Annotated in this window: 20 protein-coding genes, 1 tRNA gene and 1 pseudogene; 13 read left to right on the plus strand and 9 right to left on the minus strand. The window is 72.5% G+C overall.

Annotated elements, in window-relative coordinates:
* The first annotated feature begins 13 nt into the window (after positions 1–13).
* Entirely contained in the window at positions 14–775 is a 762-nt protein-coding gene (locus Sru02f_RS00155) for a class E sortase (RefSeq protein ID WP_109029182.1), read from the plus strand.
* A 90-nt stretch (positions 776–865) separates the two neighbouring features.
* Here Sru02f_RS00155 and pknB read toward each other — a convergent pair whose 3' ends face one another.
* The 6 genes from pknB to fhaA form a co-directional block, all read right to left on the minus strand.
* On the minus strand, positions 866–2,884 hold the full coding sequence (gene pknB / locus Sru02f_RS00160; RefSeq protein WP_109029183.1) for a Stk1 family PASTA domain-containing Ser/Thr kinase: 2,019 nt from the start codon (positions 2,882–2,884) through the stop codon (positions 866–868).
* 190 nt (positions 2,885–3,074) lie between these two features.
* On the minus strand, positions 3,075–4,547 hold the full coding sequence (locus tag Sru02f_RS00165) for a peptidoglycan D,D-transpeptidase FtsI family protein (protein WP_109029185.1): 1,473 nt from the start codon (positions 4,545–4,547) through the stop codon (positions 3,075–3,077).
* Positions 4,544–5,980: an FtsW/RodA/SpoVE family cell cycle protein gene (locus Sru02f_RS00170; protein ID WP_109029186.1), complete on the minus strand. Its 1,437-nt coding sequence runs from the start codon at positions 5,978–5,980 to the stop codon at positions 4,544–4,546. The genes Sru02f_RS00165 and Sru02f_RS00170 overlap by 4 nt, the downstream gene beginning before the upstream one ends.
* A gap of 27 nt (positions 5,981–6,007) precedes the next feature.
* The gene (locus tag Sru02f_RS00175; protein ID WP_109029504.1) at positions 6,008–7,555 is read right to left on the minus strand and encodes a Stp1/IreP family PP2C-type Ser/Thr phosphatase; all 1,548 of its coding nucleotides are present in this window, start codon (positions 7,553–7,555) and stop codon (positions 6,008–6,010) included.
* 141 nt (positions 7,556–7,696) lie between these two features.
* Positions 7,697–8,215, minus strand: coding sequence for an antibiotic biosynthesis regulator FhaB (gene fhaB, locus Sru02f_RS00180; RefSeq protein WP_003975090.1), 519 nt, complete (start codon positions 8,213–8,215; stop codon positions 7,697–7,699).
* Between the two features lie 10 nt (positions 8,216–8,225).
* Complete coding sequence (fhaA, locus tag Sru02f_RS00185; protein WP_109029187.1) at positions 8,226–9,098, minus strand: antibiotic biosynthesis regulator FhaA; 873 nt, start codon at positions 9,096–9,098, stop codon at positions 8,226–8,228.
* A 526-nt stretch (positions 9,099–9,624) separates the two neighbouring features.
* Here fhaA and Sru02f_RS00190 point away from each other — a divergent pair.
* Positions 9,625–9,711 (plus strand) — tRNA-Leu (locus tag Sru02f_RS00190).
* 86 nt (positions 9,712–9,797) lie between these two features.
* On the opposite strand, the gene Sru02f_RS00195 is transcribed toward Sru02f_RS00190, so the two are convergent.
* The gene (locus Sru02f_RS00195) at positions 9,798–10,682 is read right to left on the minus strand and encodes a carbohydrate-binding protein (RefSeq protein WP_109029188.1); all 885 of its coding nucleotides are present in this window, start codon (positions 10,680–10,682) and stop codon (positions 9,798–9,800) included.
* 395 nt (positions 10,683–11,077) lie between these two features.
* On the opposite strand from Sru02f_RS00195, the gene Sru02f_RS00200 reads away from it, so the two are divergent.
* The 6 genes from Sru02f_RS00200 to Sru02f_RS00225 all read left to right on the plus strand — a co-directional run bounded on the left by Sru02f_RS00200 (position 11,078) and on the right by Sru02f_RS00225 (position 17,201).
* Entirely contained in the window at positions 11,078–12,592 is a 1,515-nt protein-coding gene (locus Sru02f_RS00200; RefSeq protein ID WP_109029189.1) for a DUF2252 domain-containing protein, read from the plus strand.
* A gap of 173 nt (positions 12,593–12,765) precedes the next feature.
* Positions 12,766–13,581 (plus strand): hypothetical protein, encoded by an 816-nt coding sequence (locus tag Sru02f_RS00205; protein WP_109029190.1) that lies wholly within the window; start codon positions 12,766–12,768, stop codon positions 13,579–13,581.
* 50 nt (positions 13,582–13,631) lie between these two features.
* On the plus strand, positions 13,632–13,961 hold the full coding sequence (locus Sru02f_RS00210; protein WP_109029191.1) for a rhodanese-like domain-containing protein: 330 nt from the start codon (positions 13,632–13,634) through the stop codon (positions 13,959–13,961).
* 176 nt (positions 13,962–14,137) lie between these two features.
* Positions 14,138–15,118 (plus strand): DUF5819 family protein, encoded by a 981-nt coding sequence (locus Sru02f_RS00215; protein ID WP_167469273.1) that lies wholly within the window; start codon positions 14,138–14,140, stop codon positions 15,116–15,118.
* Positions 15,115–16,419, plus strand: a complete 1,305-nt coding sequence (locus tag Sru02f_RS00220) for an HTTM domain-containing protein (RefSeq protein ID WP_109029193.1) — start codon at positions 15,115–15,117, stop codon at positions 16,417–16,419. Before Sru02f_RS00215 ends, Sru02f_RS00220 begins: the two co-directional genes overlap by 4 nt.
* Positions 16,416–17,201 carry a TrmH family RNA methyltransferase gene (locus tag Sru02f_RS00225; protein WP_109029194.1) on the plus strand — a complete coding sequence of 262 codons (786 nt, stop codon included), beginning with the start codon at positions 16,416–16,418 and terminating at the stop codon, positions 17,199–17,201. The genes Sru02f_RS00220 and Sru02f_RS00225 overlap by 4 nt, the downstream gene beginning before the upstream one ends.
* Positions 17,202–17,211: 10 nt before the next feature.
* Here the strand turns inward: Sru02f_RS00225 and paaN are convergent, their stop codons facing one another.
* Positions 17,212–18,903: a phenylacetic acid degradation protein PaaN gene (paaN, locus tag Sru02f_RS00230; RefSeq protein WP_109029195.1), complete on the minus strand. Its 1,692-nt coding sequence runs from the start codon at positions 18,901–18,903 to the stop codon at positions 17,212–17,214.
* Positions 18,904–19,062: 159 nt separating this feature from the next.
* Here paaN and Sru02f_RS00235 point away from each other — a divergent pair, with 159 nt between their 5' ends.
* The gene (locus Sru02f_RS00235; protein ID WP_109029196.1) at positions 19,063–20,577 is read left to right on the plus strand and encodes a 3-hydroxyacyl-CoA dehydrogenase; all 1,515 of its coding nucleotides are present in this window, start codon (positions 19,063–19,065) and stop codon (positions 20,575–20,577) included.
* Positions 20,574–21,203: a TetR/AcrR family transcriptional regulator gene (locus tag Sru02f_RS00240; protein WP_109029197.1), complete on the plus strand. Its 630-nt coding sequence runs from the start codon at positions 20,574–20,576 to the stop codon at positions 21,201–21,203. The genes Sru02f_RS00235 and Sru02f_RS00240 overlap by 4 nt, the downstream gene beginning before the upstream one ends.
* A 47-nt stretch (positions 21,204–21,250) precedes the next feature.
* On the opposite strand, the gene Sru02f_RS00245 is transcribed toward Sru02f_RS00240, so the two are convergent.
* Entirely contained in the window at positions 21,251–21,763 is a 513-nt protein-coding gene (locus tag Sru02f_RS00245; protein WP_109029198.1) for an Lrp/AsnC family transcriptional regulator, read from the minus strand.
* Between the two features lie 190 nt (positions 21,764–21,953).
* On the opposite strand from Sru02f_RS00245, the gene pdhA reads away from it, so the two are divergent.
* The 3 genes and pseudogenes from pdhA (at position 21,954) to Sru02f_RS00260 (ending at position 25,598) form a co-directional block, all read left to right on the plus strand.
* Complete coding sequence (gene pdhA, locus Sru02f_RS00250) at positions 21,954–23,120, plus strand: pyruvate dehydrogenase (acetyl-transferring) E1 component subunit alpha (RefSeq protein WP_109029199.1); 1,167 nt, start codon at positions 21,954–21,956, stop codon at positions 23,118–23,120.
* Complete coding sequence (locus Sru02f_RS00255) at positions 23,117–24,121, plus strand: alpha-ketoacid dehydrogenase subunit beta (RefSeq protein ID WP_109029200.1); 1,005 nt, start codon at positions 23,117–23,119, stop codon at positions 24,119–24,121. Before pdhA ends, Sru02f_RS00255 begins: the two co-directional genes overlap by 4 nt.
* Positions 24,121–25,598: pseudogene (locus Sru02f_RS00260) on the plus strand (dihydrolipoamide acetyltransferase family protein). The gene Sru02f_RS00255 and the pseudogene Sru02f_RS00260 overlap by 1 nt, the downstream one beginning before the upstream one ends.
* Positions 25,599–25,617 lie beyond the last annotated feature (19 nt).

Genomic DNA, 25,617 nt, shown 5'->3' on the forward strand with positions numbered 1-25,617 from the left:
GGGCGGATGACCAGTGGCAGCGACCACCGACACGGAGCACCAGGAGCAGGCCGGGACGGGAGGTCGCGGGCGGCGTCGACCCGGCCGGATCGTCGCGCAGGCGGTCAGCGTCCTCGGTGAACTGCTCATCACCGCGGGCCTGGTGATGGGCCTGTTCGTCGTGTACTCGCTGTGGTGGACGAACGTGGTCGCCGACCGCGCGGCGGACAAACAGGCCGAGAAGGTCCGTGACAACTGGGCCCAGGACCGGGTGGGCGGGAACGGCCAGGACGGCCCGGGGGCGCTGGACACCAGGGCGGGCATCGGCTTCCTGCACGTCCCGGCGATGAGCGAGGGCGACATCCTGGTGGAGAAGGGCACGTCGATGAAGATCCTCAACGACGGCGTGGCCGGCTACTACACCGACCCGGTGAAGGCGACGCTGCCCACCTCGGACAAGAAGGGCAACTTCTCGCTCGCCGCCCACCGCGACGGGCACGGCGCCAAGTTCCACAACATCGACAGGATCGAGAAGGGTGACCCGATCGTCTTCGAGACGAAGGACACCTGGTACGTGTACAAGACGTACGCCGTCCTCCCCGAGACCTCGAAGTTCAACGTCGACGTCCTCGACGCGATCCCGGGCGAGTCGGGCAAGAAGAAGGCCGGCCACTACATCACCCTGACGACCTGCACCCCGGTCTACACGAGCCGCTACCGCTACGTGGTGTGGGGCGAGCTGGTCCGCACCGAGAAGGTGGACGGCGACCGGACACCGCCCGAGGAGCTGCGCTGAAGGCCCACCGGGCCGACGCGTACGACGGAGCCCCGGTCCCTCGGCTGAGCTGAGGGACCGGGGCTCCGGTCGGTCGGTCGGGCAGGCGGGTCAGTCGCCGAAGCCGGGAAGGCCCGCGATGGTGCCGCCGTTGTCGTTTCCGCCGTTGCCGTTTCCGTTGCCGGGGACGGTCATCAGCGTGACGGGCGTGGCGGCCGGGTCGTCGACCTCGCTGCCGGGCTGCGGGTTCGAGGCGAACACCTTCGCGTTGTCGTCGCCCGGGGAGCCCTGGGCGACCTGCACGTTGGTGAAGCCGCTCTGCTGCAGGATCTGCCGGGCCTCCGCGAGGGTCTTGCCGCGGACCTCCGGCACCTTCGTCTTCTCCACGGCCTTGCCGACGACGATCGTGACCTTCGAGCCCGGGTCGACCTGCGTGCCGGACTGGGGCGTCGTGGAGATGACCTTGCCGACCTGGTTCGGGTCGTTCGTCGGCTGGTCCGTGCAGGTGGCCGTCAGGTCACCGCCGCTCTCCACCTGGGCCTTGGCCTCGTCGCAGGTGCGGCCCACGACGTCGGGCACCGTGGCCTTCTCCTCGGCCTTGGCGACCTCCAGGGTCACCGTGGAGCCCTTCTCCAGCTCCTTGCCCGGGTCGGGGTCCTGGCTGAGGACCGTGCCCTCGTCCTGGGAGGACTCGGTCTGCTTGGTCTCGACCTCGAAGCCCTTGTCCTCGAGCTGCTTCTTCGCCTCGTCGATGTTCTTGTCGATGACGTTCGGCACGGCGACCTTGGGCGCGCCGGTCGAGACCACCAGGTTGACGGTGGACTCCTTCTCGACGTCGGTGCCCTGCTTGGGGTCCTGGGAGCAGATGTTGCCCTTGGGCTGGTCCTCGCACTCCTGCTGCTTGAACGTCAGCACCAGGTCGATGTTGTCGGCCTGCTGCTGGGCGTCGGCCTTGCTCAGGCCGACGAAGGCGGGCACCGGGACCTTGTCGTTGCCCGGCCCGCCGTCCCCGCTGAAGGCGTACTTGCCGATCAGGATGGCGCCGACCAGGACGAGGACGCCGGCCAGCACCAGGAAGATCGTGGAGGTGTTCTTCTTGCGGGGCTGCTGGCGGCGCCGGTCGGGGCGCTCGTCGTAGCCGTAGCCGCCGTCGTCCGGGTTCATGGGCGGCAGCATGGTCGTGGCGCCGCCGCCCCCGTCCGAGCGCAGGGCAGTGGTCGGCTGGTCGTCGGGGTAGGCGCCGTAGCCGCCGGCGGCCATGGCGCCCAGTGCGGCGGTGGCGGCGACGGGCTGGCCGTCGAGGCAGGCCTCGATGTCGACGCGCATCTCGTCGGCCGACTGGTAGCGGTAGTCGGGGTCCTTGGTCAGGGCCTTCAGCACGATCGCGTCCATCTCGGGCGTGATCTCGGGGTCGAAGACGCTGGGCGCCTGCGGTTCCTCGCGCACGTGCTGGTAGGCGACGGCCACCGGGGAGTCGCCCACGAAGGGCGGCCGCACCGTGAGCAGCTCGTAGAGCAGGCAGCCCGTGGAGTACAGGTCGGACCGGGCGTCGACCTGCTCGCCCTTGGCCTGCTCCGGGGAGAGGTACTGGGCGGTGCCGATCACCGCGGCGGTCTGGGTCATCGTCATGCCGGAGTCGCCCATGGCGCGGGCGATGCCGAAGTCCATGACCTTGACCTGGCCGTTGCGCGTGAGCATGACGTTGGCCGGCTTGATGTCGCGGTGGACGATGCCGGCCCGGTGCGAGTACTCCAGCGCCTGGAGGATGCCGATGGTCATCTCCAGCGTCCGCTCCGGCAGCAGCTTGCGGCCGGAGTGGAGCAGCTCACGGAGTGTGGAGCCGTCGACGTACTCCATGACGATGTACGGGATGGAGACCCCGTCGATGTAGTCCTCGCCCGTGTCGTAGACCGCCACGATCGCGGGATGGTTGAGCGAGGCGGCCGACTGGGCCTCCCGGCGGAAGCGGGCCTGGAAGGACGGGTCGCGCGCCATGTCCGCGCGCAGCGTCTTCACCGCCACCTGGCGCCCGAGCCGGGTGTCATGAGCGTGGTAAACCTCCGCCATGCCACCACGGCCGAGCACAGGGCCCAGCTCGTACCGGCCGCCGAGGCGACGCGGCTCTTCCATGGTTACCTACCAGCCCTCTCCGTCGGTCCCGACCGGCATGCTTGTACGGTCGGAGGCTGCCGTCCGGCCTACCGTACCCGGCTCACTCCTGGCCCTTTGGCCGAGCCGGGCAGCCGATACAGGACCGGTATCGCAACGTGCGCCGATGTGAAGGGGACGTGACCGGAGTCACGTCCCGTTCATGGCGCGGTCACTTCTTGCTGTCGATGACGGCCTCCATGACGTTCTTCGCGATCGGTGCCGCGAGGCCGCCGCCGGAGATGTCGTCGCGGACGGCGTTCTCGTCCTCGATCACCACGGCCACGGCGACGGGCGAGCTGCCGTCGTCGGCCTTGGCGTACGAGATGAACCAGGCGTAGGGGTTCTCGCTGTTGTCGACACCGTGCTGTGCGGTACCGGTCTTGCCGCCCACCTTGACGCCGTCGATCTTGGCGTTGGTTCCCGTGCCGTCCTCGACGACGGTCTCCATCATCGACTGGAGGATCTGGGCGTTGTCCGCGGACAGCGGCTCGCTCATCTCCTCGGGGTCCGTCTTCTCGACGGTGTCGAGGCCCGGGCCCTGGAGCTCGTCGACCATGTACGGCTTCATCAGGGTGCCGTTGTTGGCGATGGCCGAGGTGACCATGGCCATCTGAAGCGGGGTGGCGGCGGTGTTGTACTGGCCGATGGAGGAGAGCGCGACCTGCGAGTCGTTCATGCCCTCGGAGAAGACGGAGGCGCTGGAGCGGACCGGGACGAACTGCTCCTCGGTGAAGCCGAACTTCTTGGCCGTCTCCAGCATCTTGTCGTTGCCGAGGTCGTAACCGAGCTTGCCGAAGACGGTGTTGCAGGAGACGCGCAGGGCCTCGCGGAGGGTGGCGTCCTCGCAGGGGATGTTGCCCTCGTTCTTCAGCTCGGTGCTGGTGCCGGGCATCGTCCAGGGCAGCGGGGAGTCGGTCTTCTCGTCGGCCGAGTCGTACTTCCCGTGCTCCAGGGCCGCCGCCGCGGTGACCACCTTGAAGGTGGACCCGGGCGGGTAGACCTCGCGCAGCGCGCGGTTGAGCATCGGGTCGTCGGGGTTGTTCTTCTTCTGGAGCTTGTTCCAGGCCTCGCCCGCGGCGTCGTTGCTGCCCGCGATGGAGGTGGGGTCGTACGACGGGTACGAGGCCATCGACAGGATCTTGCCGGTGGACGGCTCGATCGCGACGACGGCGCCCTTGGCACCCTGCTTCTTCAGACCGTCGTAGGCGGCCTTCTGGGCGGCGCCGTTGAGGGTGGTGACGACGTTGCCGCCCTCGCGCTTCTTGCCCGTGATCATGTCGAGGGTGTTGCGGAAGAAGAGCCGGTCGTCGTTGCCGGTGAGGATGCCGTCGTCGATGGACTCCAGCTGGGTGGCGCCGAAGGCCTGGGAGACGTACCCGGTGACGGGCGCCCACATGGCGCCGTCCTTGTAGGTGCGCTTGTACTTGAAGTCGCCCTCGGTGGTGGCGTGTCCCGTGATGGCCTTGCCGTCGACGATGATGTCGCCGCGGGGACTGGCGTACCGCTCGATGGCGACCCGGCGGTTGTGCTCGTCCTCCTTCAGCTCGTCGGCCTGGACGTACTGGAGCCAGTTGTCCCGGATGAGGAGGGTGAGGACCAGGAGGCCGCAGAAGATCGCGATTCGGCGCAGTGGCTTGTTCACGGTCGGACCACCTGGGTCATCTCGGCGTCGGGGTTGGCGGGCGCGGCGGGTGCCGGTCTGCGCGCGGTGTCGCTGATGCGCAGCAGAATGCCGATCAACGCCCAGTTGGCGATGACGGAGGAACCGCCGTAGGCCAGGAAGGGCATGGTCATACCGGTGAGCGGGATGAGGCCCATGACACCGCCGGCGACGACGAAGACCTGGAGGGCGAAGGCCCCGGAGAGCCCGATGGCGAGGAGCTTGCCGAAGGGGTCGCGGGCGGCGAGGGCGGTGCGCACGCCGCGTTCCACGATCAGGGCGTAGAGCAGGAGCAGGGCCATCAGGCCGGCGAGGCCGAGTTCCTCGCCGAAGGTGGCGAGGATGAAGTCGGAGTTGGCGGCGAAGCGGATCAGCTCGGAGTGGCCCTGGCCCCAGCCGGTGCCGAGGGTGCCGCCGGAGCCGAAGGCCCACAGGGCCTGCATGGCCTGCTCGGAGTGGCCGACCTGGTTGGCGCGGGAGAGCATGAACTCCCGCATCGGGTCGAGCCAGGCGTCTACACGCTGCTGGATGTGCGGCTCGAAGGTGGCCACACCGACGGCGCCGACGGCGGACATCAGCATGCCGAAGACGATCCAGCTGGTCCGCTCGGTGGCGACGTACAGCATGATCACGAACATGCCGAAGAACAGCAGCGAGGTGCCGAGGTCCGTCTCGAAGACGAGGATCAGGATCGAGACGATCCAGACGACCAGGATGGGGCCGAGGTCGCGGCCGCGCGGCAGGTAGAGGCCCATGAAGCGGCGGCTGGCCAGGGCGAGCGCGTCGCGCTTCACCATCAGGTAGCCGGCGAAGAAGATCGCCAGGACGATCTTGGCGAACTCACCGGGCTGGATGGAGAAGGAGCCGACCTGGATCCAGATCTTGGCGCCGTAGATGTTCTTGCCGAGGCCCGGTACGAGCGGGAGCAGCAGCAGGAACAGGGCGCCGACCATGGAGATGTAGGTGTAGCGCTGCAGGACGCGGTGGTCCTTGAGGAAGACGAGCACGGCGACGAACAGGGCGATGCCCATCGCGGTGTAGATCAGCTGGCGGGGTGCGGCGTTGCCGGCCTGGTGGATGCTCTGGAGCAGCTCGGACTGGTCCAGCCGCCAGATGGCGACCAGTCCGAGGCCGTTGAGCAGCGTGGCCAGCGGCAGCAGCAGCGGGTCCGCGTACGGGGCGAACTTGCGCACGACGAGGTGGCCGACGCCGGCCAGCAGGCCGAGGCCGAAGCCGTAGCTCAACAGGCCCGCGGGCACCTCGTCGTTGATGGCCAGGCCCACGTTGGCGTAGGCGAAGACCGGGATGAGGACGGCGAACACGAGCAGAGCCAGCTCGGTGTTGCGCCGGCTCGGGGCGCCGATGGCGCCGATCGTGGACGTGTGGTGCGTCGACGGGTTGGTAGTACTGCTCATCGTGTGACAGGGCCTCTCACGGCTTGCCTACTGCTTACCGCACAGCGAGACGACCTTCTGCTCTTCCTCCGAGAGGGTCGGTCCTGAGCCTGGAGTGGGTGCGGTCGTGGACGGGGACTCGGACGATTCGGGTGCCTCGGGCGAGCCCGACGGGTTCGGGCTGGGTGAGGCCTTGGACGTGAAGGAGGCGGGAGTGGTTCCCGTGGTGCCTCCGGCCTCGCCCTCGCCGGTCTTCGCGTTCTTCTCGGTCTCCGCGGTGCGCCTGGCGGCCTGCTTCTTGCAGGCGGAGGCCTGGACCGCCAGTTCCTCGATCTTGGCCCGGGCGTCGTTGAGGTCGCCCTCGGGGATGGTGGCCTCGACCAGTTTCTGCTGGTAGGGCGGCAGGTACTTGAGTTCGATCTCGGGGTGGTCCTTCTGGACCTTCGAGAGCGAGACCCAGGCGAGGTCCTGGCTGATGCCCCGGTACAGCGCGAGGTGGTCGTCGTTGGTGCCGACGTAGTACTGGGTCTGGGTCCAGCGCCAGCCGCCGTAGGTGCCGCCGCCGATGACGGCGAGGGCGAGGGCGGTGTAGAGGGACCGCTTGAGCCACTTGCGGCTCTTGCGGGGCTTGACGAAGTCGTCGGGGCCGTAGTCGTCGAAGCCGTCGGTGGGGATGAAGCCGGTGACATCGCCGCTGCCGGGCGGGCCGAACTCGCCGCCCCCGCCGCGCTGTCCGCCCGGCCGGCCGAGGCCCGCGGCGCGCCCGGCCGGGGTCTGCATGATGCCGTTGTCGCCCATCTGGGCCTGGTTCTCGGCGACGGCGCCGACGACCACCGGGGTGTCGGAGAGCTGCCCGGCGAGGGTGTCGCCGGTGTCGAGGTCGAGGACGTCGGCGACGATGACGGTGATGTTGTCGGGGCCGCCGCCGCGCAGGGCGAGCTGGATCAGCTCCTGGACGGTCTCCTGGGGGCCCTGGTAGCTGGCGAGGGTGTCCTCCATCGTCTGGTGGGAGACGACGCCGGAGAGTCCGTCGGAGCAGATCAGGTAGCGGTCGCCGGCCCGCACCTCGCGGATGGACAGGTCGGGCTCGACGTGGTCGCCGCTGCCGAGGGCGCGCATCAGCAGGGAGCGCTGCGGGTGGGTGCCCGCCTCCTCCTCGGTGATCCGTCCCTCGTCGACCAGGCGCTGCACCCAGGTGTGGTCCTGGGTGATCTGGGTGAGGACGCCGTCGCGCAGCAGGTAGGCGCGGGAGTCGCCGACGTGGACCATGCCCAGGCGCTGCCCGGTCCACAGCAGGGCGGTCAGGGTGGTGCCCATGCCCTCCAGGGCGGGGTCCTCCTCGACCATCTGCCGCAGCTGGTCGTTGGCGCGCTGGACGGCGTGGCCGAGGGAGGTGAGGACGTCGGAGCCGGGCACGTCGTCGTCGAGGGCGACGATGGTGGAGATCACCTCGGAGGAGGCGACCTCACCGGCGGCCTGGCCGCCCATGCCGTCGGCGATGGCGAGCAGGCGCGGACCGGCGTAGCCGGAGTCCTCGTTGCCCTCCCGGATCATGCCCTTGTGGGAACCGGCGGCGAAGCGCAGTGACAGACTCATGCGCACCTCGCCCGTCGGCTCCGACTGCAGCCGGTCGTGTCGAGCCACACTGCCCACCCTCCGGTCGGGAGCGCGCCGGGGCCCGGGGTGCCGGCCGCCGCTGCGTGCTCGCTCCGCTCGCGCTCATTCATTGGTGTAGCACTACTTCCGCAGCTCGATGACGGTCTTGCCGATGCGGATCGGCGCCCCGGGGCCAATCGGTGTGGGGGTCGTCAGCCGGGCCCGGTCCAGGTAGGTGCCGTTGGTGGAGCCCAGGTCCTCGACGATCCACTGGCCGTTCTGGTCCGGGTAGATCCTGGCATGGCGGCTGGAGGCGTAGTCGTCGTCCAGCACGATCGTCGAGTCGTGTGCCCGGCCGAGCGTGATGGTCTGGCCCTGGAGGGCGACGGTGGTGCCGGTGAGCGTGCCCTCCGTCACGACCAGCTTGGTGGGCGCGCCCCGGCGGCCGCGGCCCCCGCCGGACTGCTGGCGCTGCGGTGGAGGCGCCTGGCCCTGGCGCGTGGCGGTCTGCTGCGGTCGGGCGGCGTCGCGCCGCGCGCCGCGCTGGGTGACCCGCGTACCGAAGAGGTCGCTGCGGATGACCTGCACGGCCACGATCACGAACAGCCACAGTACGGCGAGAAAACCCAGCCGCATGACCGTGAGGGTCAGCTCTGACATTGCCCCCGGATCACCCTTCGGCTTGCCTGTAGATAACGGTGGTGCTGCCCACGACGATCCGTGAGCCGTCGCGGAGCGTAGCGCGGGTGGTGTGCTGCCCGTCCACCACGATGCCGTTGGTGGACCCGAGATCCTGGATCGTCGAGGGCGTTCCGGTCCGGATCTCGCAGTGCCGGCGGGAGACGCCGGGGTCGTCGATCCGCACGTCGGCCTCGGTGCTGCGGCCCATCACGAGCGTCGCGCGGGAGATCTGGTGGCGGGTGCCGTTGATCTCGATCCAGTGGCGGGTGCGTCCGCCGGGTGCGGGTGCGGCCGGGGGCTGCTGGCCGCCGGCGGGCTGCGGGTAGCCGTAGCCGCCGGGGCGGCCGCCGGGTGGCGGCGCGGACGGCATGGGCGGGGCGCCCGCCGGGGCGGCGGCCGGCGGGTAGCCGTACCCGGCGCCCGGTCCGGCGGGCCGGGCGGGCGGGGCCGGGGGCGCGGCGGCGCCCGGACCGCCCTGGTGGCTGGTGGAGGAGGCGAGCGTACGGCTGCGCACCCGGTACAGGCCGGTGTCGAGGTCGTCCGCCTTCTCCAGGTGGACCTTGATCGGTCCCATGAAGGTGTAGCGCTGCTGCTTGGCGTAGTCGCGGACCATGCCGGCCAGCTCGTCGCCGAGCTGTCCGGAGTAGGGGCTGAGGCGCTCGAAGTCGGGCGTGCTCAGTTCCACGATGAAGTCGTTGGGCACGACGGTGCGGTCGCGGTTCCAGATGGTCGCGTTGTTGTCGCATTCGCGCTGGAGCGCTCCCGCGATCTCCACGGGCTGCACCTCGGACTTGAACACCTTCGCGAAGGTGCCGTTGACCAGACCTTCGAGACGCTGCTCGAACTTCTTCAGGACTCCCATGGGGCACCTCCTCCGTCGCTGCCGTCCTGTCGACTGCCTTGCGTACTGCTGCCTTGCGTCGTGCTGCGTTGCGTCGTGCTGCCTCGCGCAGTGCCGTGCGTCCGTGCACTGCCCACCTGGTACTGCTTACTGATCGTATCCACGCGCCGGTCGATCGGCTGGTTCCCCCTGTCGGCCCGGTCGACGGGTGTCGACGCCTCTCGGAGTTCCCGCCGGAGCTCCCCTTCGAACTCCCGCGGACCTTCGGGATGTGCTCCCGCAGGTAACTCATGCCCAGGATCGTAGAGGCGGCCGCAGACCAGTGTCCCGCACCTGAGTGCGGTCCCCCACCGGCTCCTGGGGAGACGGGCCGTACCGGTACGAGGTTGATACGTGAACGGCCACGGACCGGGACGAGTGCCCGAAGGAGGTCGGGCGCCCCGCTCCGCCGGGGGAAAGGGATGTGAATCGACCCCTGTCAGCGTGCTAATGTTCTCGTGTCGGAAGGCGCCGGACCGCAAGGAAAAGCCCGGAAGACACACCCAATGCGCGGGTGGCGGAATAGGCAGACGCGCTGGATTCAGGTTCCAGTGCCCGCAAGGGCGTGGGGGTTCAACTCCCCCCTCGCGCACCAGCCGGAAGCCCCCCAGGTCTCGGACCTGGGGGGCTTCCGCGTGTCCGGGTGCGGTGACCCGCGATGCGTGCGTTGTGAGGAAGGTCTCAGGACTCCGACTGCCACAGGGCCGGCACGTTCGGCGGCTCCCAGCCCGTCATCGAGGTGTGCGCCTGGAGGCAGCGGTAGGAACGGCCGCCGTACGTCACCCGGTCGCCGGAGGTGTAGGCGTGGCCGCTCGCCCAGGTGCCGCCCGGCGGGTCGGTGGGCGGGTCGGTGGGCGGATCCGTGGGGCCGGTGTCGCCGTCGACGTTCAGGACGAAGTCGAAGGTGCCCTCCTTGCCGCCGCCGGCGCCGCGGACGTTCATCAGCAGGGCCGGGTCGAAGATCATGTCCGTGCTGTTGCGGGGCTCGCCGGGGAAGTAGAGCTGGGTGGTGAGCACGGGCTCGCCGGGGGCCTGCACCTTGACGTGGATGTGCCGGGTACGGCCGGGATAGAGGCCGGGCACGATCGTCTTCAGGGCGAAGGCACCGGTGGCGTCGCTGAACTGGTGGCCGCGGAAGGTGTACCCGGCCATGTCGTAGTCGCCGTTGTCGTCGGCCTGCCAGAAGTCGAGGAGCACGCCGGACAGCGGGACGCAGTTGCGGCCGAAGACGTAGCCGCTGACGGTCAGCGGAGTGCCCCGGGTGCCGGGGGTGACCAGGCTGGTCCGCAGCGGGGAGTTCGGCTTGAAGTACGGGCCCTCCATCTGGTCGGGCGTCAGGTCGTCGCCGTCGTCGCAGTACGGGGTCGGCGTCAGCCTCTGCCCGTCGCCCGAGCGGGCGGCGTCCCGGGCCAGCGCGACGCCGCCGGTGGCGAGCAGCGGGACGGCGGCACCGGCGGCGACGGCCGCCCTGAGCAGCGTCTTGCGGCTGATCCCGCGGTCGGCGCCGGAGCCCGGGCCGGGCCTGGGCCCGGGCTCGTCAGGGGTGGTGGGGGTGTCGGAGGTCATGGCGGTTCCTCGGTCTCCTCGGTGAGTGGTCCCTGGGGAAGCTGGACGGGACGTGCGACATCCGGGACGTCCGGGACAGGGAGCGCGCCCGCCGGCGCGGGGCAGGCTGCTGTTGCTACGGCGGGCGCGCTCCTTGGTGATCGCTGGCCACCGTAGGCGCGCCGCAGGGGTCGGGGGCACCTCCTGTTTCACCCCCTGCCCGGCGTTATGAGGGCCGCGGGCAGGGCCCGTGTACGGGCGGTGCGGCCGGCGGTACGGTCGTGGCGCGCCGGGGCCCGGGGTGGCCGGTCGGGCGCGAGGCGGTACGACGCCGTACGACGTTGTACGGCACACACGTGACGCACAGGTGCGGACGAGCACGACGAGCGCAGACGAGGACGGGGAGGGCGGCCGGGATGACCGGGGCGACGGCGGGGACGGGCACGGAGGCGGCGACCGGGGAGGCGGCGGCCCGGGTGGTGTCGGCGGCGCGTGCGGACGGGGGCGGGGGCGGGGACGCCCAGCCGACGGCCGGGGCGGCGCGGGGCGGTCGGGTGCCGTACGTCCCGGGGTTCGCGCGGTGGCCCGTGGCCGGTTCGCCGAAGGCCGAGGGCAAGGCGCTGCGCACGCGCGTCCCGCGGTCCGCGCACGCCGCGCTCGGCCTGGACGCCGCCCGGCCGGACGCGGTGAGCGCGGTCGAGGAGTCCAGCCGCGGCCGGATACCGGGGCTGGCCCCGATCCGCGCCGGGCGGATGGCGGCCACGCCGTTCGCGTTCCTGCGCGGGTCGGCGGGCCTGATGGCGTACGACCTGGCGCGCACGCCCGTGACCGGGATCGGCGCCCAGATCTGCGGGGACGCGCACGCCGCCAACTTCGGTCTCTACGGGGACGCCCGCGGCGGCCTGGTCATCGACCTGAACGACTTCGACGAGACGGTCCACGGCCCCTGGGAGTGGGACCTCAAGCGGCTCGCCGCCTCGCTCGTGCTCGCGGGCCGGGAGGCCGGCGCCGACGAGGACACCTGCCGCGAGGCCGCCCACGACGCGACCGGCGCCTACCGGCGCACCATGCGGCTGCTGGCGAGGCTCCCCGCGCTGGACGCCTGGAACGCCATCGCCGACGAGGAACTGGTCTCCCACACCGACGCCCACGACCTGCTCGGCACGCTGGAGCGGGTCTCCGAGAAGGCGCGGGCCAACACCAGCGGGCGCTTCGCCGCGAAGTCGACCGAGCCGACCGGGGACGGCGGGCGGCGCTTCGTGGACGCCGCGCCGGTGCTGCGCCGGGTGACGGACGCCGAGGCGGCGGCGGTCGCGGGCGCCCTGGAGGGGTACCTGGCCACCCTCTCCGAGGACCGGCTGCCGCTGCTGGCCCGGTACGCCGTGCACGACGTCGCCTTCCGGGTCGTCGGCACCGGCAGCGTGGGCACGCGCTCGTACGTCGTGCTGCTCCTGGACCACCGGGGCGAACCGCTCGTGCTCCAGGTCAAGGAGGCCCGGCCCTCCGCGCTGCTGCCGCACCTCGCCGCCGCCGGGTTCGAGGCGCCCGAGGCCGCGCACGAGGGCCGCCGGGTGGTCATGGGGCAGAAGCGGATGCAGGTGGTCAGCGACATCCTGCTGGGCTGGACCTCGGTCGACGCACGGCCCTTCCAGGTACGGCAGTTCCGCAACCGCAAGGGCAGCGTCGACCCCGCGGCCCTGGCCGCCGACCAGTTGGACGACTACGGCCGCATGACCGGCGCCCTGCTGGCCCGGGCCCACGCGCACAGCGCCGACCCGCGGACCGTCGCGGGCTACTGCGGCAAGAACGACGAACTGGACGAGGCGGTGGCCGCCTTCGCCGTCGCCTACGCCGACCGCACCGAGGCGGACCACGCGGAGCTGGTGGGCGCGGTGCGCACGGGGCGGATCGCGGCGGAGCTGGGGGTGTGAGCGGAGTCGGGGTGTGAGGGGGCCGGGGGCGTGGGCGCGGCCGGGGTGTGAGGGGGCTGGGGCGTGGGCGCGGCCGGGGTGTGAGGGGGCTGGGGGCGTGGGCGCGGCCGGGGTGTGAGCGGGCGGGAGCCGCGCGGGCGGCCCACCGTGTCCGCAGGCCCTAGGCTGGTCGGGTGACGACGCCCGAAGCTGAGCCCGAGCAGGGGGGTGCGCCGCGTCCCGAGGAACGGCTGGAACAGGCCGTACGGGCCGCCGAGCAGGCACTCATCGAGTACGAGATCGCCCTGGAGACCTTCCGCGTGGAGGTCGAGAACTTCTCGCGGCTGCACGAGCAGCGGCTCGGCCCGGTGTACGCCCGGCTCGAGGAGCTGGAGGCGCAGATCCTGGAGGCGAGGGCGGCCCGCACGGGCGACGCCGACGACCGGCGCCGGGCGGACGAGGCACGGGCCCGGCTGATGCCGATCCCCGGGGTCGAGGAGCTGCTGCACGGCTGGATGGACGGGGACGGGCTGTTCCCGGAGGCCACCGCGATGCTCACGGACCAGGCGGTACGGCCCCCGCAGCGGGTCCGGCCGAGCGAGGAGGCCCGCAAGCTCTACCGCGAGCTGGCCCGCAAGGCCCACCCCGACCTGGCCCAGGAGGAGGCCGAGCGGGTCCGGCGCGAGGAGTTCATCACCCGGGTCAACGCCGCCTACGCCCGCGGTGACGTGGCCGAGCTGCGCGAGCTGGCCGAGGAGTGGGCCGCCGGGCCGGTGCCCGAGCGGCGCCCGAGCCGCGGCGAGGAGCTGTACGTCCGCCTCGAATGGCTCGACCGGCGCAAGGAACTGCTCACGCTGCTCGCCAAGGAGCTGGAGGAGAGCGCGATCGGGGCCATGCTCCGGCTGGCCCCGGACGACCCCGACCGGCTCCTCGACGAGATCGCCGAGCAGCTGGCGACCCAGGTGCGCGAGCGGGAGGCCGAGCTGGCGGCCGCGCTCGCACAGGACTGAGCCGGGCGGCCGGCTCGGGTAGCGTCTGGGGCATGAGTTTCGGAGCTGGTGTGCCCACGGTCGGCGTCGAGGACCTCGCGGACGGCGACTTCCTGCTGGACGTCCGGGAGGACGACGAGTGGCAGGCGGGTCATGCCGCCGGGGCGCTGCACATTCCCCTGAGCGAGTTCGTGGCCCGGTACGGTGAGCTGGCCGAGGCCGCGCCGCAGGACGCCCGGGTGCACGTGCTCTGCCGTGTCGGGGGCCGCTCGGCGCAGGTCACCATGTACCTGGTCCAGCAGGGCGTCGACGCGGTGAACGTCGACGGGGGCATGCAGGAGTGGGCCGCGGCCGGGCGTCCCGTGGTGGACGACAAGGGCGGTCCGGGGCACGTTCTCTAGGCTGTCCCCCGCCGGATGTGGCGACGGCCACGATGCGGTCGGCCCATCGGGGGCTGTGCGGGTGGCCGGTCCTGAGTACCGTTCGCGTGCGAACGCCGCCGAGCAGCCGTGAGGGTGGCGCGTGGGCCCCCCCGGCGGGGCGGGCGGATGGACGGATCGGGACCGAACGGGGCGGAATGGACGCGTACGACAAGGGCTCGGACGCCCGGCAAGGTCAGGGGCAGGGCGGGCCGGGCCGGACGGGCGGGCCGGGCGGCGAAGCGGGGCCGGAGGGGACCGGTGGGGCTCCGGAATCCGCCGGGGCTCCCGAGCCCGCCGGCGCCTCCGAGCCCGCTGAGCCCGGCGAGCCCGCCGCGGATGTCGAGTCGGCCGGTGCTCCCGAGCCGGCCGGCGCTCCCGAGCCCGCTGACGCTCCCGAGCGCGCTGAGCCCGGCGGGACGGCTGAGCCGGGTCGTCCCACCGGGGTCGCCGCGCTCTCCCCGCGCTACCAGGTCGGTGCCGTGGTCGCCCTCGCGGTGGTCGCGGTCGCCGTCTGTGCCCACATAGGCCTGGTGTTCCTGCACGTGGCCCCGTCCAACACCCTGACCAAGCAGCACGGTTCCGTGGTGGACGAGTGGGTCTTCCCCGAGTTCGAGCAGAACTGGAAGCTCTTCGCTCCCAACCCCCTCCAGCAGAACGTCTCCGTCCAGCTCCGCGCGGAGATCAGCACGGCGGACGGCGAGATACGGACGACCCGCTGGTACGACCTGTCGGCCGAGGACGGCCGGGCCATCGACGGCAATCCGCTGCCGAGCCACACCCAGCAGAACGAACTGCGCCGGGCCTGGGACTTCTTCGTCGCCAGCCACGACTCCGAGGACCGCCCGGTGGGACTGCGGGGCACCCTCTCCGAGACGTATCTGCGACGCATCGCGCTGCTGCGCCTGGACCGTGGCGGTGCCGCCGGACCCGGGGACGTCGTCGAGCGCGTCCAGTACCGTTCCCGCACGACCAACGTGGAGCCGCCCCCGTGGAGCGGTGAGAAGGTCTCCGACCGTCCGACCGTCCGCGAGCTGCCCTGGTGGTCCGTGGCCGCGGAGAACCGGGACGTCAGGGCCGGGAAGTCCGGGCAGGCCGCGCAGTCCGGGCAGGCCGCACAGGAAGGGGGCGCCGCGTGAACGCCGCCGTCCTCTCCGTCTCCCGCTCCATCGCCCGCGTCACGGGTGCCGCGCTCGGCCCGTACCAGACCGCCGTGATCCGCATCGGTTTCAGCGCCACCTGGCTGCTCTTCCTGCTGCGCGAACTGCCCCACCGGAACGAGCTGTACGGCCCCGACAGTCCCTGGGGCCACGACCTCGCCGAGCAGATGATCTCGGACAACGGCGCCTTCACGGCGTTGATGTGGTCGGACGGGCGGGCCTGGTTCGAGATCGTCTACGCGGTGGCCGTGCTGAGCAGCGTGCTGCTCCTGCTGGGCTGGCGCACCCGGACCATGTCCGTGCTGTTCATGGTCGGCGTGCTCTCGCTGCAGAACCGCAGCGTCTTCATGGGGGACGGCGGCGACAACGTCGTGCATCTGATGAGCATCTACCTGGTCCTCACCCGGTGCGGCCGGGTGTGGTCGCTGGACGCCCGCCGTGCCCGGCGCGCGGCGGCGGCACGCGCGCGTGGCGAGCGGGTCGAGGACCGGGTCGGGCCGGTGCTGTGGTGCGCCCTGGGGTTCCTGCTGCTCACGGTGACGCTGGCGGGCGGTCTCGGCGGCGACTGGTTCGTCCCGGCGCTGCTGTGGGCGGTGTGGGTCGCGCTGGGCCTGTGGTGGGCCGTGGGGCGGGGCGGAGAGGACAGTCAGCCGCGGATCCTGCTGGACGTGGTCACCAACATCGTGCACAACGGCGCGCTGGTCGTGATCATGGCCGAGGCCTGCCTGATCTACGCGACGGCCGGCTGGTACAAGATCCAGGGTTCCCGCTGGCAGGACGGCACGGCCGCCTACTACCCGCTGCACCTGGACTACTTCTCGCCGTGGCCCGCACTCTCCGACGCGCTGGCCGCCAGCGGCACGATGGTCATGCTCATCACGTACGGCACGGTCGCGGTGCAGGTCGCCTTCCCGTTCACGCTGTTCAACCGGCGGGTCAAGAACGTGCTGCTCGCCGCGATGATGATCGAGCACGCGGTGATCGCCGTGACGCTCGGGCTGCCGTTCTTCTCGCTGGCGATGATCGCCGCCGACGCGGTCTTCCTGCCCACCTCGTTCCTGCGCCGGCTGGGCGGCTGGGCGGCACGCGCGCGTGGCAGGCTGTCCGGCCGCGGGCCCTCGGGGGACCTGGCCAAGGCACCGGACGGGCACGAGGACGGGCCCGGGCGTACGGCGACGGTACCCGGGCCCCGGGCCAGGGAGGCCGAGGGGGCGGCGGCCGGAGCGGGCGCGGTGGACGGGAAGGACCCCGACCCCACGCACGTAGGCTTCCGGGCATGACCGACCCCGGACCAGAGCCCGGACCCGACTCCGGCCCGCCGGCCGCCTGGCAACGGAACGCCGGCCGGTGCGTGCTGCTGGACGGCTTCCACGCCCTCAAGCACGCGCTGCGCTTCGGCGCCGAGGTGCCGGTGGCTGTCACGAGCGACCGCGCGGGTGCCCTGGCCCTCGCCGACGAGCTGGCGCCGGACGTGCGCGAGGTGCTGGCGGGGCTGCTGACCGAGGTGTCGCGGGAGGCGTACGCGTCGCTCGTCGCGCGGCCGCACCCCACGGCGGTGGCCGCGCTGGCCGTGCGGCCCTCGCGGGCGGCCGGGCTGGAGACCCTGGCGCGCACGCCCCGCCGAGCCCCCGTGGTGGTCCTCGACCAGCCGCGCAACCTCGGCAACGCGGGGGCGGTGATCCGGCTGGCCGCCGGTTTCGGCGCGACCGGCGTGGTGACCACCGGCACGCTCGACCCCTGGCACCCCACGGTGGTGCGCGGCGGGGCGGGGCTGCACTTCGCGACCGTGGTGGAGCGGCTGGAGGTCGCCGGGCTGCCGCCGGGGCCGCTGTTCGCGCTGGACCCGGAGGGCGAGGACATCCGGGGCCTGGAGCTGCCGGACGACGCGCTGCTCGCGTTCGGCTCCGAGCGCAGCGGGCTCACACCCGAGCTGCGCGCGCGGGCCGACCGTCTGGTGGCGCTGCCGATGCGCCCCCAGGTCTCCAGCTACAACCTCGCGACCAGCGTGGCCATGACGCTGTACCACTGGAGCGCCGGCGGGGGCGCACCGCGGGTGCCCTAGGGCCCTTGTCTCAGGCCGGGCGGCGGACCTCCACCACCCGGAAGCGGTTGGCGACGAACGCGCCGTCGCACAGGGCCGCGTTGGCCGCCGGGTTGCCGCCGGAGCCGTGGAAGTCGGAGAAGGCGGCCGTCTGGTTGACGTACACACCGCCGGTGAGGTTCAGGGAGAGCTGGGCCGCCTCGTCCAGGCAGACCTCCTGCACGGCCTCCTCGACCTCCGGGTCGGTGGTGTACGCGCCCACCGTCATCGCGCCCTTCTCCCGGACGCTGCGGCGCAGCAGCTCCACGGCGTGGTCGGCGGAGTCGACGGCGACCGCGAAGGAGACCGGACCGAAGCACTCGCTGGTGTAGGCGGCCTCGTCCTCGGGCTTGGCGCCGTCCAGCTTGACGATCACCGGGGTGCGCACGATCGCGTCCGGGAACTCCGGGTTGGTCACCTCGCGGGAGGCCAGGGCCACCTCGCCGAGACCCGCGGCGGCCTCCAGGCGGGCCTTGACGTCCGGGTTGACGATCGCGCCGAGCAGGGCGTTCGCGCGGGCGTCGTCGCCGAGGAGGCCGTCCACGGCGCGGGCCAGGTCGGCGGTGACCTCGTCGTAGGACTTGGAGCCCTGGTCGGTGCGGATGCCGTCGCGGGGGATCAGCAGGTTCTGCGGGGTGGTGCACATCTGGCCGCTGTAGAGCGAGAGCGAGAAGGCCAGGTTGGCGAGCATGCCCCGGTAGTCGTCGGTCGACTCTACGATCACCGTGTTGACGCCGGCCTTCTCCGTGTACACCTGGGCCTGGCGGGCGTTGGCCTCCAGCCAGTCGCCGAAGGCGGTGGAGCCGGTGTAGTCGATGACGCGGATCTCCGGGCGGGTGGCCAGGGTCTTGGCGATGCCCTCGCCGGGGCGCTCGGCGGCCAGCGCGACCAGGTTCGGGTCGAAGCCGGCCTCGGTGAGGACGTCCCGGGCGACCTGGACGGTGAGCGCGAGCGGCAGCACCGCGCGGGGGTGGGGCTTGACCAGGACCGCGTTGCCGGTGGCGAGGGAGGCGAACAGGCCCGGGTAGCCGTTCCACGTCGGGAAGGTGTTGCAGCCGATGACCAGGCCGATGCCGCGCGGGACGGGCGTGAAGCGCTTGGTGAGCGCGAGCGGGTCGCGCTTGCCCTGGGGCTTGGTCCACTCCGCCGTCTCGGGGGTGCGGGACTGCTCCACGTACGCGTAGGCCACGGCCTCCATGCCGCGGTCCTGGGCGTGCGGTCCGCCCGCCTGGAAGGCCATCATGAAGGCCTGCCCCGAGGTGTGCATGACGGCCTGGGCGAACTCCATGGTCCGGGCGGCGATCCGCCCGAGGATCTCCAGGCAGACCATCGCGCGCAGCTCCGCGCCCGCGTCCCGCCACGCCTTCTGTCCCGCCCGCATGGCGGGCAGCAGCACGTCGAGGTCGGCGTGCGGATACTCCACGCCCAGCTCGACGCCGTAGGGGGAGACCTCGCCGCCGACCCAGCCGTCGGTGCCGGGCTGGCCGAGGTCGAGGCGGGTGCCGTGCAGGGCGTCGAAGGCGGCCTTGCCCGCGGCCGTGTCCAGACTGCCGTTCTCCCCGTAGGCCTTGGGGTGCTCGGGGTGGGGGGACCAGTACGCGCGCGTGCGGATCGTCTCCAGCGCCAGGTCCAGGGTCGGCCGGTGCCGGGCGATCAGCTGGTGTGCGGTGAGTTCGGCGGCCATGCGGGACCAACTCCTCGTCTCACGAGCTCTCCGTCGAGTCGTGACCTGGGGGGAAACCTGGGCAGAAACAGGCGGACACGGCTAGAGTAACCGAACGATCGGTCGGGACAAGGGGGACCGCCGCATCTGTGGAAAACCCCGTGCGGGAGGATCGCGCACATGACAGCACTCGACCTCAGCAGCCCCGTGGCCGTCGTCGGCACCGGCACCATGGGCCAGGGCATCGCCCAGGTGGCACTGGTCGCGGGCCACCCCGTGCGGCTGTACGACGCCGTCGACGGGCGCGCCCGGGAGGCGGCCGACGCGATCGGTGCCCGGCTCGACCGGCTCGTCGAGAAGGACCGCCTCACCGGCGCCGAACGGGACGCCGCCCGCGCCCGGCTCGTGCCCGCCGGGACCCTCGGCGAACTGGCCGACTGCGCCCTCGTCGTCGAGGCGGTCGTGGAGCGTCTTGACGTCAAGCAGGAGCTGTTCCGCGCGCTGGAGGACGTCGTCGGCGACGACTGCCTGCTCGCCACCAACACCTCCTCCCTGTCCGTCACCGCGGTCGGCGGCGCACTGCGCGTCCCCGGCCGCTTCGTGGGCCTGCACTTCTTCAACCCCGCGCCGCTGCTCCCGCTGGTGGAGGTGGTCTCCGGGTTCGCCACCGACCCGGCGTCGGCCACGCGCGCGTACGAGACGGCCCGCGCCTGGGGCAAGACCCCGGTGGCCTGCGCCGACACCCCCGGCTTCGTCGTCAACCGCGTCGCCCGGCCCTTCTACGCCGAGGCCTTCGCGGCGTACGAGGCGGGGGCGGCCGACCCGGCCACCGTCGACGCCGTGCTGCGCGAGTCGGGCGGCTTCAGGATGGGCGCCTTCGAGCTGACCGACCTCATCGGCCAGGACGTCAACGAGTCCGTCACGCACTCCGTGTGGCAGTCGTTCTTCCAGGACGTGCGCTTCGCCCCGTCCCTGGCCCAGCGCCGCCTGGTCGAGTCCGGCCGCCTGGGCCGCAAGAGCGGACGGGGCTGGTACGACTACGGGGACGGGGCCGAACGTCCCGAACCGCACACCGCCGCACCGGCCGAGGCGCCCGCGTACGTCGTGGTCGAGGGGGACCTGGGGCCGGCGGCCGAGCTGGTCGCGCTGATCAGCGAGGCGGGCGTCGAGGTGCGTCCGGAGGACGGGTACGGCGCGGGACGGCTCGTCCTGCCCGGCGGCGGCACGCTGTGCCTCACCGACGGCGAGCTGCCGGTGTCGAAGGACCTCGTCCACTTCGACCTCGCCCTCGACTACCGCGCGGCCACCCGGATCGCCCTGTCCGCGTCCCGAGGCGTCCGCCCGGGCCTCCTGTCCGAGGCCACCGGCCTCTTCCAGGCGCTCGGCAAGAAGGTCAGCGTCATCGGCGACGTGCCCGGCATGATCGTGGCCCGGACCGTGGCCCGGATCATCGATCTGGCGTTCGACGCCGTGGCCAAGGGTGTGGCCGCCCCGGACGACGTCGACACGGCGATGCGGCTGGGTGTGAACTATCCCCTCGGTCCCTTCGCATGGAGCCGTCGGCTCGGTGCCGCCTGGGCCCGCGACCTGCTGTCCGACGTCCACGAGTGGGAACCGTCCGGGCGCTGCGCGCCGTCCCTCGCGCTCCGCCGCCACGCCGAGGCCGCCGAGGCCCGAGAGGACACCGACTCATGACCACCGCCAAGCGCGACACGTACACGCCCGAGACGCTGCTGTCCGTGGCCGTGCAGGTCTTCATCGAGCGCGGCTACGACGGCACCTCCATGGAGCACCTGTCCAAGGCGGCGGGGATCTCCAAGTCGTCGATATACCACCACGTCACGGGCAAGGAGGAGTTGCTGCGCCGGGCCGTGAGCCGGGCCCTGGACGAGCTCTTCGGGATCCTCGACGAGGAGCACGCGCGCGTGGGGACCGCCGCCGAGCGCCTCGAGTACGTCGTGCGGCGCATGGTCGAGGTGCTCATGGCCGAGCTGCCCTATGTGACGCTGCTGCTGCGGGTGCGCGGCAACACCGGCACCGAGCGGTGGGCGCTGGAGCGCCGCCGCGAGTTCGACCACCGGGTCGCCGCCCTGCTGAAGGACGCGGCGGCCGAGGGGGACGTGCGCGCCGACGTGGAGGTCCGGCTCGCGACCCGCCTCGTCTTCGGCATGATCAACTCGATCGTCGAGTGGTACCGCCCCGAAGGTCCCGACGGCCGGGGCGGCGTGAGTGGCGCGAGCGGCACGAGTGGCGCGGGCGAGCGCGAGGTGGTCGACGCGGTGGCGCGGCTGGTGTTCGGCGGACTGCGCAAGGCGTCCTGAGTCGTGCGCGGGTCGGGCCGGCGGCGTCCGGCCGGCCCCGCCGCCGGTCAGCCCTGCGGTTCGAGGTCCTCCGTCTCGAAGACCAGCAGGGTGCGGGTGCTGAGCACCTCGGGGATGGCCTGGAGGCGGCTGAGCACCAGCTCGCGCAGGGCCCGGTTGTCCGGGGTGTGCACCAGCAGCAGGACGTCGAAGTCGCCGCCCACCAGGGCGATGTGCGAGGCCCCGGGCAGCTGCCGCAGCTGGGCGCGGACCGTTCGCCAGGAGTTCTGGACGATCTTCAGGGTGATGTACGCCGAGGTGCCGTGTCCGGCGCGCTCGTGGTCGACGCGGGCGCCGAAGCCGCGGATCACGCCGTCCTCGACCAGCCGGTTGATGCGGGCGTAGGCGTTCGCGCGCGAGACGTGCACCCGCTCCGCGACCGACCGTATGGAGGCCCGGCCGTCCGCCTGGAGCATGCGCAGGATGTCCTGGTCGATGGCGTCCAGCGGGCGCGCGGGCGGCGGGGCGCCGGGCTCCTCCGGGCCGCCGCCCTCCCCGGGGCGATCGGCCCGGTCGGCCATTTGTTCAGATGCCACGCGCCCCCGCCTTCCCCTCATGGACGTACTGCGTCCATCACAGGCTGTGGAGAACCGTTTGTCCACAGCCTGGGGCCGCATGTAGCCAAAATGTGCCGACGACCGAACAATCGGTAGGTGAGGCCCGTCACACCCGTGGCGAGCCCGGAGCCGTCTCCCACGAGGAGGTGCCGTCATGACGGTCATGGAGCAGCGGGGCGCGTACCGGCCCACACCGCCGCCCGCCTGGCAGCCCCGAACCGACCCCGCGCCGCTGCTGCCCGACGCGGAGCCCTACCGCGTCCTCGGCACCAAGGCCGCGGACCGCGCCGACACCGAGCTGCTGCGCACGCTGTACGCGCGGCTGGTGCGCGGCCGGCGCTACAACGCGCAGGCCACGGCGCTCACCAAGCAGGGCCGGCTGGCCGTCTACCCCTCCAGCACCGGCCAGGAGGCGTGCGAGATCGCCGCCGCGCTGGCCCTCGAGGAGCGGGACTGGCTCTTCCCCAGCTACCGCGACACCCTCGCGGTCGTCTCGCGCGGCGTCGACCCCGTCGAGGCCCTCACCCTGCTGCGCGGCGACTGGCACACCGGCTACGACCCCTACGAACACCGGGTGGCCCCGCTCTCCACACCGCTGGCCACCCAGCTGCCGCACGCCGTGGGTCTCGCCCACGCCGCCCGCCTCAAGGGCGACGACGTGGTCGCCCTTGCCATGGTCGGCGACGGCGGCACCAGCGAGGGCGACTTCCACGAGGCGCTGAACTTCGCCGCCGTCTGGCGGGCCCCGGTCGTCTTCCTCGTGCAGAACAACGGCTTCGCGATCTCCGTCCCGCTCGACAAGCAGACCGCCGCCCCGTCGCTGGCCCACAAGGCCGTCGGCTACGGGATGCCCGGCCGCCTGGTCGACGGCAACGACGCCGCCGCGGTGCACGAGGTGCTGTCCGACGCCGTGCGCCACGCACGCGCGGGCGGCGGCCCCACCCTGGTGGAGGCGGTGACGTACCGCGTCGACGCGCACACCAACGCCGACGACGCCACCCGCTACCGGGGCGACGCCGAGGTGGAGACCTGGCGCCGGCACGACCCGGTCGAGCTGCTGGAGCGGGAGCTGACCGAGCGCGGCCTGCTCGACGAGGACGGCATCCGCGCCGCCCGCGAGGACGCCGAGACCATGGCCGCCGACCTGCGCGCCCGCATGAACCAGGACCCCGAGCTGGACCCCCTGGAGCTGTTCGACCACGTCTACGCCGAGCCCACCCCGCAGCTGCGCGAGCAGCGGGACCAGCTCCGCGCGGAGCTGGCCGCGGAGGCCGAGACCGCGGCACGGCAGACCGGAGCACCGGAAGGGGGACGTCGATGACCACCGTCGCCGCCAAGCCGGCCACCATGGCGCAGGCCCTCACCCGCGCACTGCGCGACGCCATGGCCGCCGACCCGGGCGTGCACGTCCTCGGCGAGGACGTCGGCACCCTCGGCGGCGTCTTCCGGGTCACCGACGGGCTCGCCGCCGAGTTCGGCGAGGACCGCTGCACGGACACGCCGCTCGCCGAGGCCGGCATCCTCGGCACGGCCGTCGGCATGGCGATGTACGGGCTGCGCCCGGTCGTCGAGATGCAGTTCGACGCCTTCGCCTACCCGGCGTTCGAGCAGGTCGTCAGCCATGTCACCAAGATGCGCAACCGCACCCGCGGGAAGATGCCCCTGCCGCTGACCATCCGCGTCCCCTACGGCGGCGGCATCGGCGGCGTCGAGCACCACAGCGACTCGTCCGAGGCGTACTACATGGCGACTCCGGGGCTCCATGTCGTCACGCCCGCGACGGTCGCCGACGCCTACGGGCTGCTGCGCGCGTCCATCGCCTCCGACGACCCGGTGGTCTTCCTGGAACCGAAGCGGCTGTACTGGTCGAAGGACGCGTGGAACCCCGAGGAGCCGGCGTCCGTTGAGCCGATGGGCCGCGCGGTGGTGCGGCGCTCCGGCCGGAGTGCCACGCTCATCACGTACGGACCGTCGCTGGCCGTCTGCATGGAGGCGGCCGAGGCGGCCCGGGCCGAGGGGTGGGACCTCGAAGTCGTCGATCTGCGCTCCCTGGTGCCGTTCGACGACGAGACGGTGTGCGCTTCGGTGCGGCGGACGGGACGCGCGGTCGTCGTCCACGAGTCGGGTTCCTTCGGGGGCCCGGGCGGGGAGATCGCGGCCCGGGTCACGGAGCGCTGCTTCCACCACCTGGAGGCGCCGGTGCTGCGTGTGGCCGGGTTCGACATCCCGTATCCTCCGCCGATGCTGGAGCGTCACCACCTGCCCGGTGTGGACCGGATCCTGGACGCCGTGGGGCGCCTGCAGTGGGAGGCCGAAAGCTGATGGCACACGCTTCTGACGGGCATGTTCTGGAGTTCAAGCTGCCCGACCTCGGCGAGGGGCTCACCGAGGCGGAGATCGTGCGCTGGCTGGTCGAGGTCGGCGACGTGGTCGCCGTGGACCAGCCGGTCGTCGAGGTCGAGACGGCCAAGGCGATGGTCGAGGTGCCCTGCCCCTACGGCGGTGTGGTCACCGCCCGCTTCGGCGAGGAGGGCACCGAGCTGCCGGTGGGGGCGCCGCTGGTGACCGTGGCGGTGGGCGGCGGCGGAGCGGCCGCCGACGGCCCGGCGCGGGGTTCCGGGACGGATGCCGGTGCCGCCGGGACACCGGTCACCGGGGCGCCCGCCGCGGCAGCGGCCGCCGAGACGCCCCCGCCGCGGAGACGAAGGCGGAGGGCTCCGGGAACGTCCTGGTCGGCTACGGCACCTCCGAGGCCCCCGCGCGGCGGCGCAGGGTGCGGCCCGGGCACCAGGCCGCCACCGGCGCGTCCGGGCGGGCGAACGGCCGGGTCCGCGGCGCCGGTGCGGTGGACGGACCGGTGCGCACCGCCGAGCCGGTGGACGGACCGGTCCCGGTCATCTCCCCGCTGGTGCGCAGGCTGGCCCGGCAGCACGACCTGGACCTGCGTGAACTGACCGGTTCGGGACCTGACGGGCTGATCCTGCGCGCGGACGTCGAGTACGCGCTGCGTGCCGCCGCCGCACAGGGCGGTCGTACGGCGGACCCCGAGGCCGGGACGGGCCGGGTGCCGGATTCCGCGCCCGCCGCCGCGTCCTCCGCCTCGCGCTCCGACGGCACCCGCGTCCCCCTCAAGGGCGTGCGCGGAGCCGTCGCCGACAAGCTCTCCCGCAGCCGGCGCGAGATCCCGGACGCGACCTGCTGGGTGGACGCCGACGCGACCGAGCTGATGCGGGCGCGCACCGCGATGAACGCGTCCGGCGGCCCGAAGATCTCCCTGGTCGCCCTGCTGGCCCGGATCTGCACGGCCGCCCTGGCCCGCTTCCCGGAGCTGAACTCGACGGTCGACACCGAGGCCCGGGAGATCGTCCGGCTCGACCGGGTCCACCTCGGCTTCGCCGCCCAGACGGACCGCGGCCTGGTCGTGCCCGTCGTCCGGGACGCGCACGCGCGGGACGCCGAGGCGCTCACCGCGGAGTTCGCCCGGCTGACCGAGGCGGCCCGCGCGGGCCGGCTGACCCCGGGCGAGCTGACCGGCGGCACCTTCACGCTGAACAACTACGGCGTGTTCGGCGTCGACGGCTCCACGCCGATCATCAACCACCCCGAGGCGGCCATGCTCGGCGTCGGCCGCATCGTCCCCAAGCCGTGGGTGCACGAGGGCGAGTTGGCGGTGCGTCAGGTCGTGCAGCTCTCGCTCACCTTCGACCACCGGGTGTGCGACGGCGGTACGGCGGGCGGTTTCCTGCGGTACGTGGCGGACTGCGTGGAACAGCCGGCGGTGCTGCTGCGGACCCTGTGACCGGGGTGATGACGCCCAC

Origin of the sequence: Streptomyces rubrogriseus (genome assembly GCF_027947575.1) — a bacterium.
GTDB lineage: Bacteria > Actinomycetota > Actinomycetes > Streptomycetales > Streptomycetaceae > Streptomyces > Streptomyces rubrogriseus.

Excerpts from the sequence above, each read along its gene's own strand:
- pknB (WP_109029183.1), bottom strand. The coding sequence starts at position 2,884 with ATGGAAGAGCCGCGTCGCCTCGGCGGCCGGTACGAGCTGGGCCCTGTG.
- Sru02f_RS00170 (WP_109029186.1), bottom strand. The coding sequence starts at position 5,980 with ATGAGCAGTACTACCAACCCGTCGACGCACCACACGTCCACGATCGGC.
- Sru02f_RS00175 (WP_109029504.1), bottom strand. The coding sequence starts at position 7,555 with ATGAGTCTGTCACTGCGCTTCGCCGCCGGTTCCCACAAGGGCATGATC.
- fhaB (WP_003975090.1), bottom strand. The coding sequence starts at position 8,215 with ATGTCAGAGCTGACCCTCACGGTCATGCGGCTGGGTTTTCTCGCCGTA.
- fhaA (WP_109029187.1), bottom strand. The coding sequence starts at position 9,098 with ATGGGAGTCCTGAAGAAGTTCGAGCAGCGTCTCGAAGGTCTGGTCAAC.
- Sru02f_RS00195 (WP_109029188.1), bottom strand. The coding sequence starts at position 10,682 with ATGACCTCCGACACCCCCACCACCCCTGACGAGCCCGGGCCCAGGCCC.
- Sru02f_RS00200 (WP_109029189.1), top strand. The coding sequence starts at position 11,078 with ATGACCGGGGCGACGGCGGGGACGGGCACGGAGGCGGCGACCGGGGAG.
- Sru02f_RS00215 (WP_167469273.1), top strand. The coding sequence starts at position 14,138 with ATGGACGCGTACGACAAGGGCTCGGACGCCCGGCAAGGTCAGGGGCAG.
- Sru02f_RS00225 (WP_109029194.1), top strand. The coding sequence starts at position 16,416 with ATGACCGACCCCGGACCAGAGCCCGGACCCGACTCCGGCCCGCCGGCC.
- paaN (WP_109029195.1), bottom strand. The coding sequence starts at position 18,903 with ATGGCCGCCGAACTCACCGCACACCAGCTGATCGCCCGGCACCGGCCG.
- Sru02f_RS00235 (WP_109029196.1), top strand. The coding sequence starts at position 19,063 with ATGACAGCACTCGACCTCAGCAGCCCCGTGGCCGTCGTCGGCACCGGC.
- Sru02f_RS00240 (WP_109029197.1), top strand. The coding sequence starts at position 20,574 with ATGACCACCGCCAAGCGCGACACGTACACGCCCGAGACGCTGCTGTCC.
- Sru02f_RS00245 (WP_109029198.1), bottom strand. The coding sequence starts at position 21,763 with ATGGCCGACCGGGCCGATCGCCCCGGGGAGGGCGGCGGCCCGGAGGAG.
- pdhA (WP_109029199.1), top strand. The coding sequence starts at position 21,954 with ATGACGGTCATGGAGCAGCGGGGCGCGTACCGGCCCACACCGCCGCCC.
- Sru02f_RS00255 (WP_109029200.1), top strand. The coding sequence starts at position 23,117 with ATGACCACCGTCGCCGCCAAGCCGGCCACCATGGCGCAGGCCCTCACC.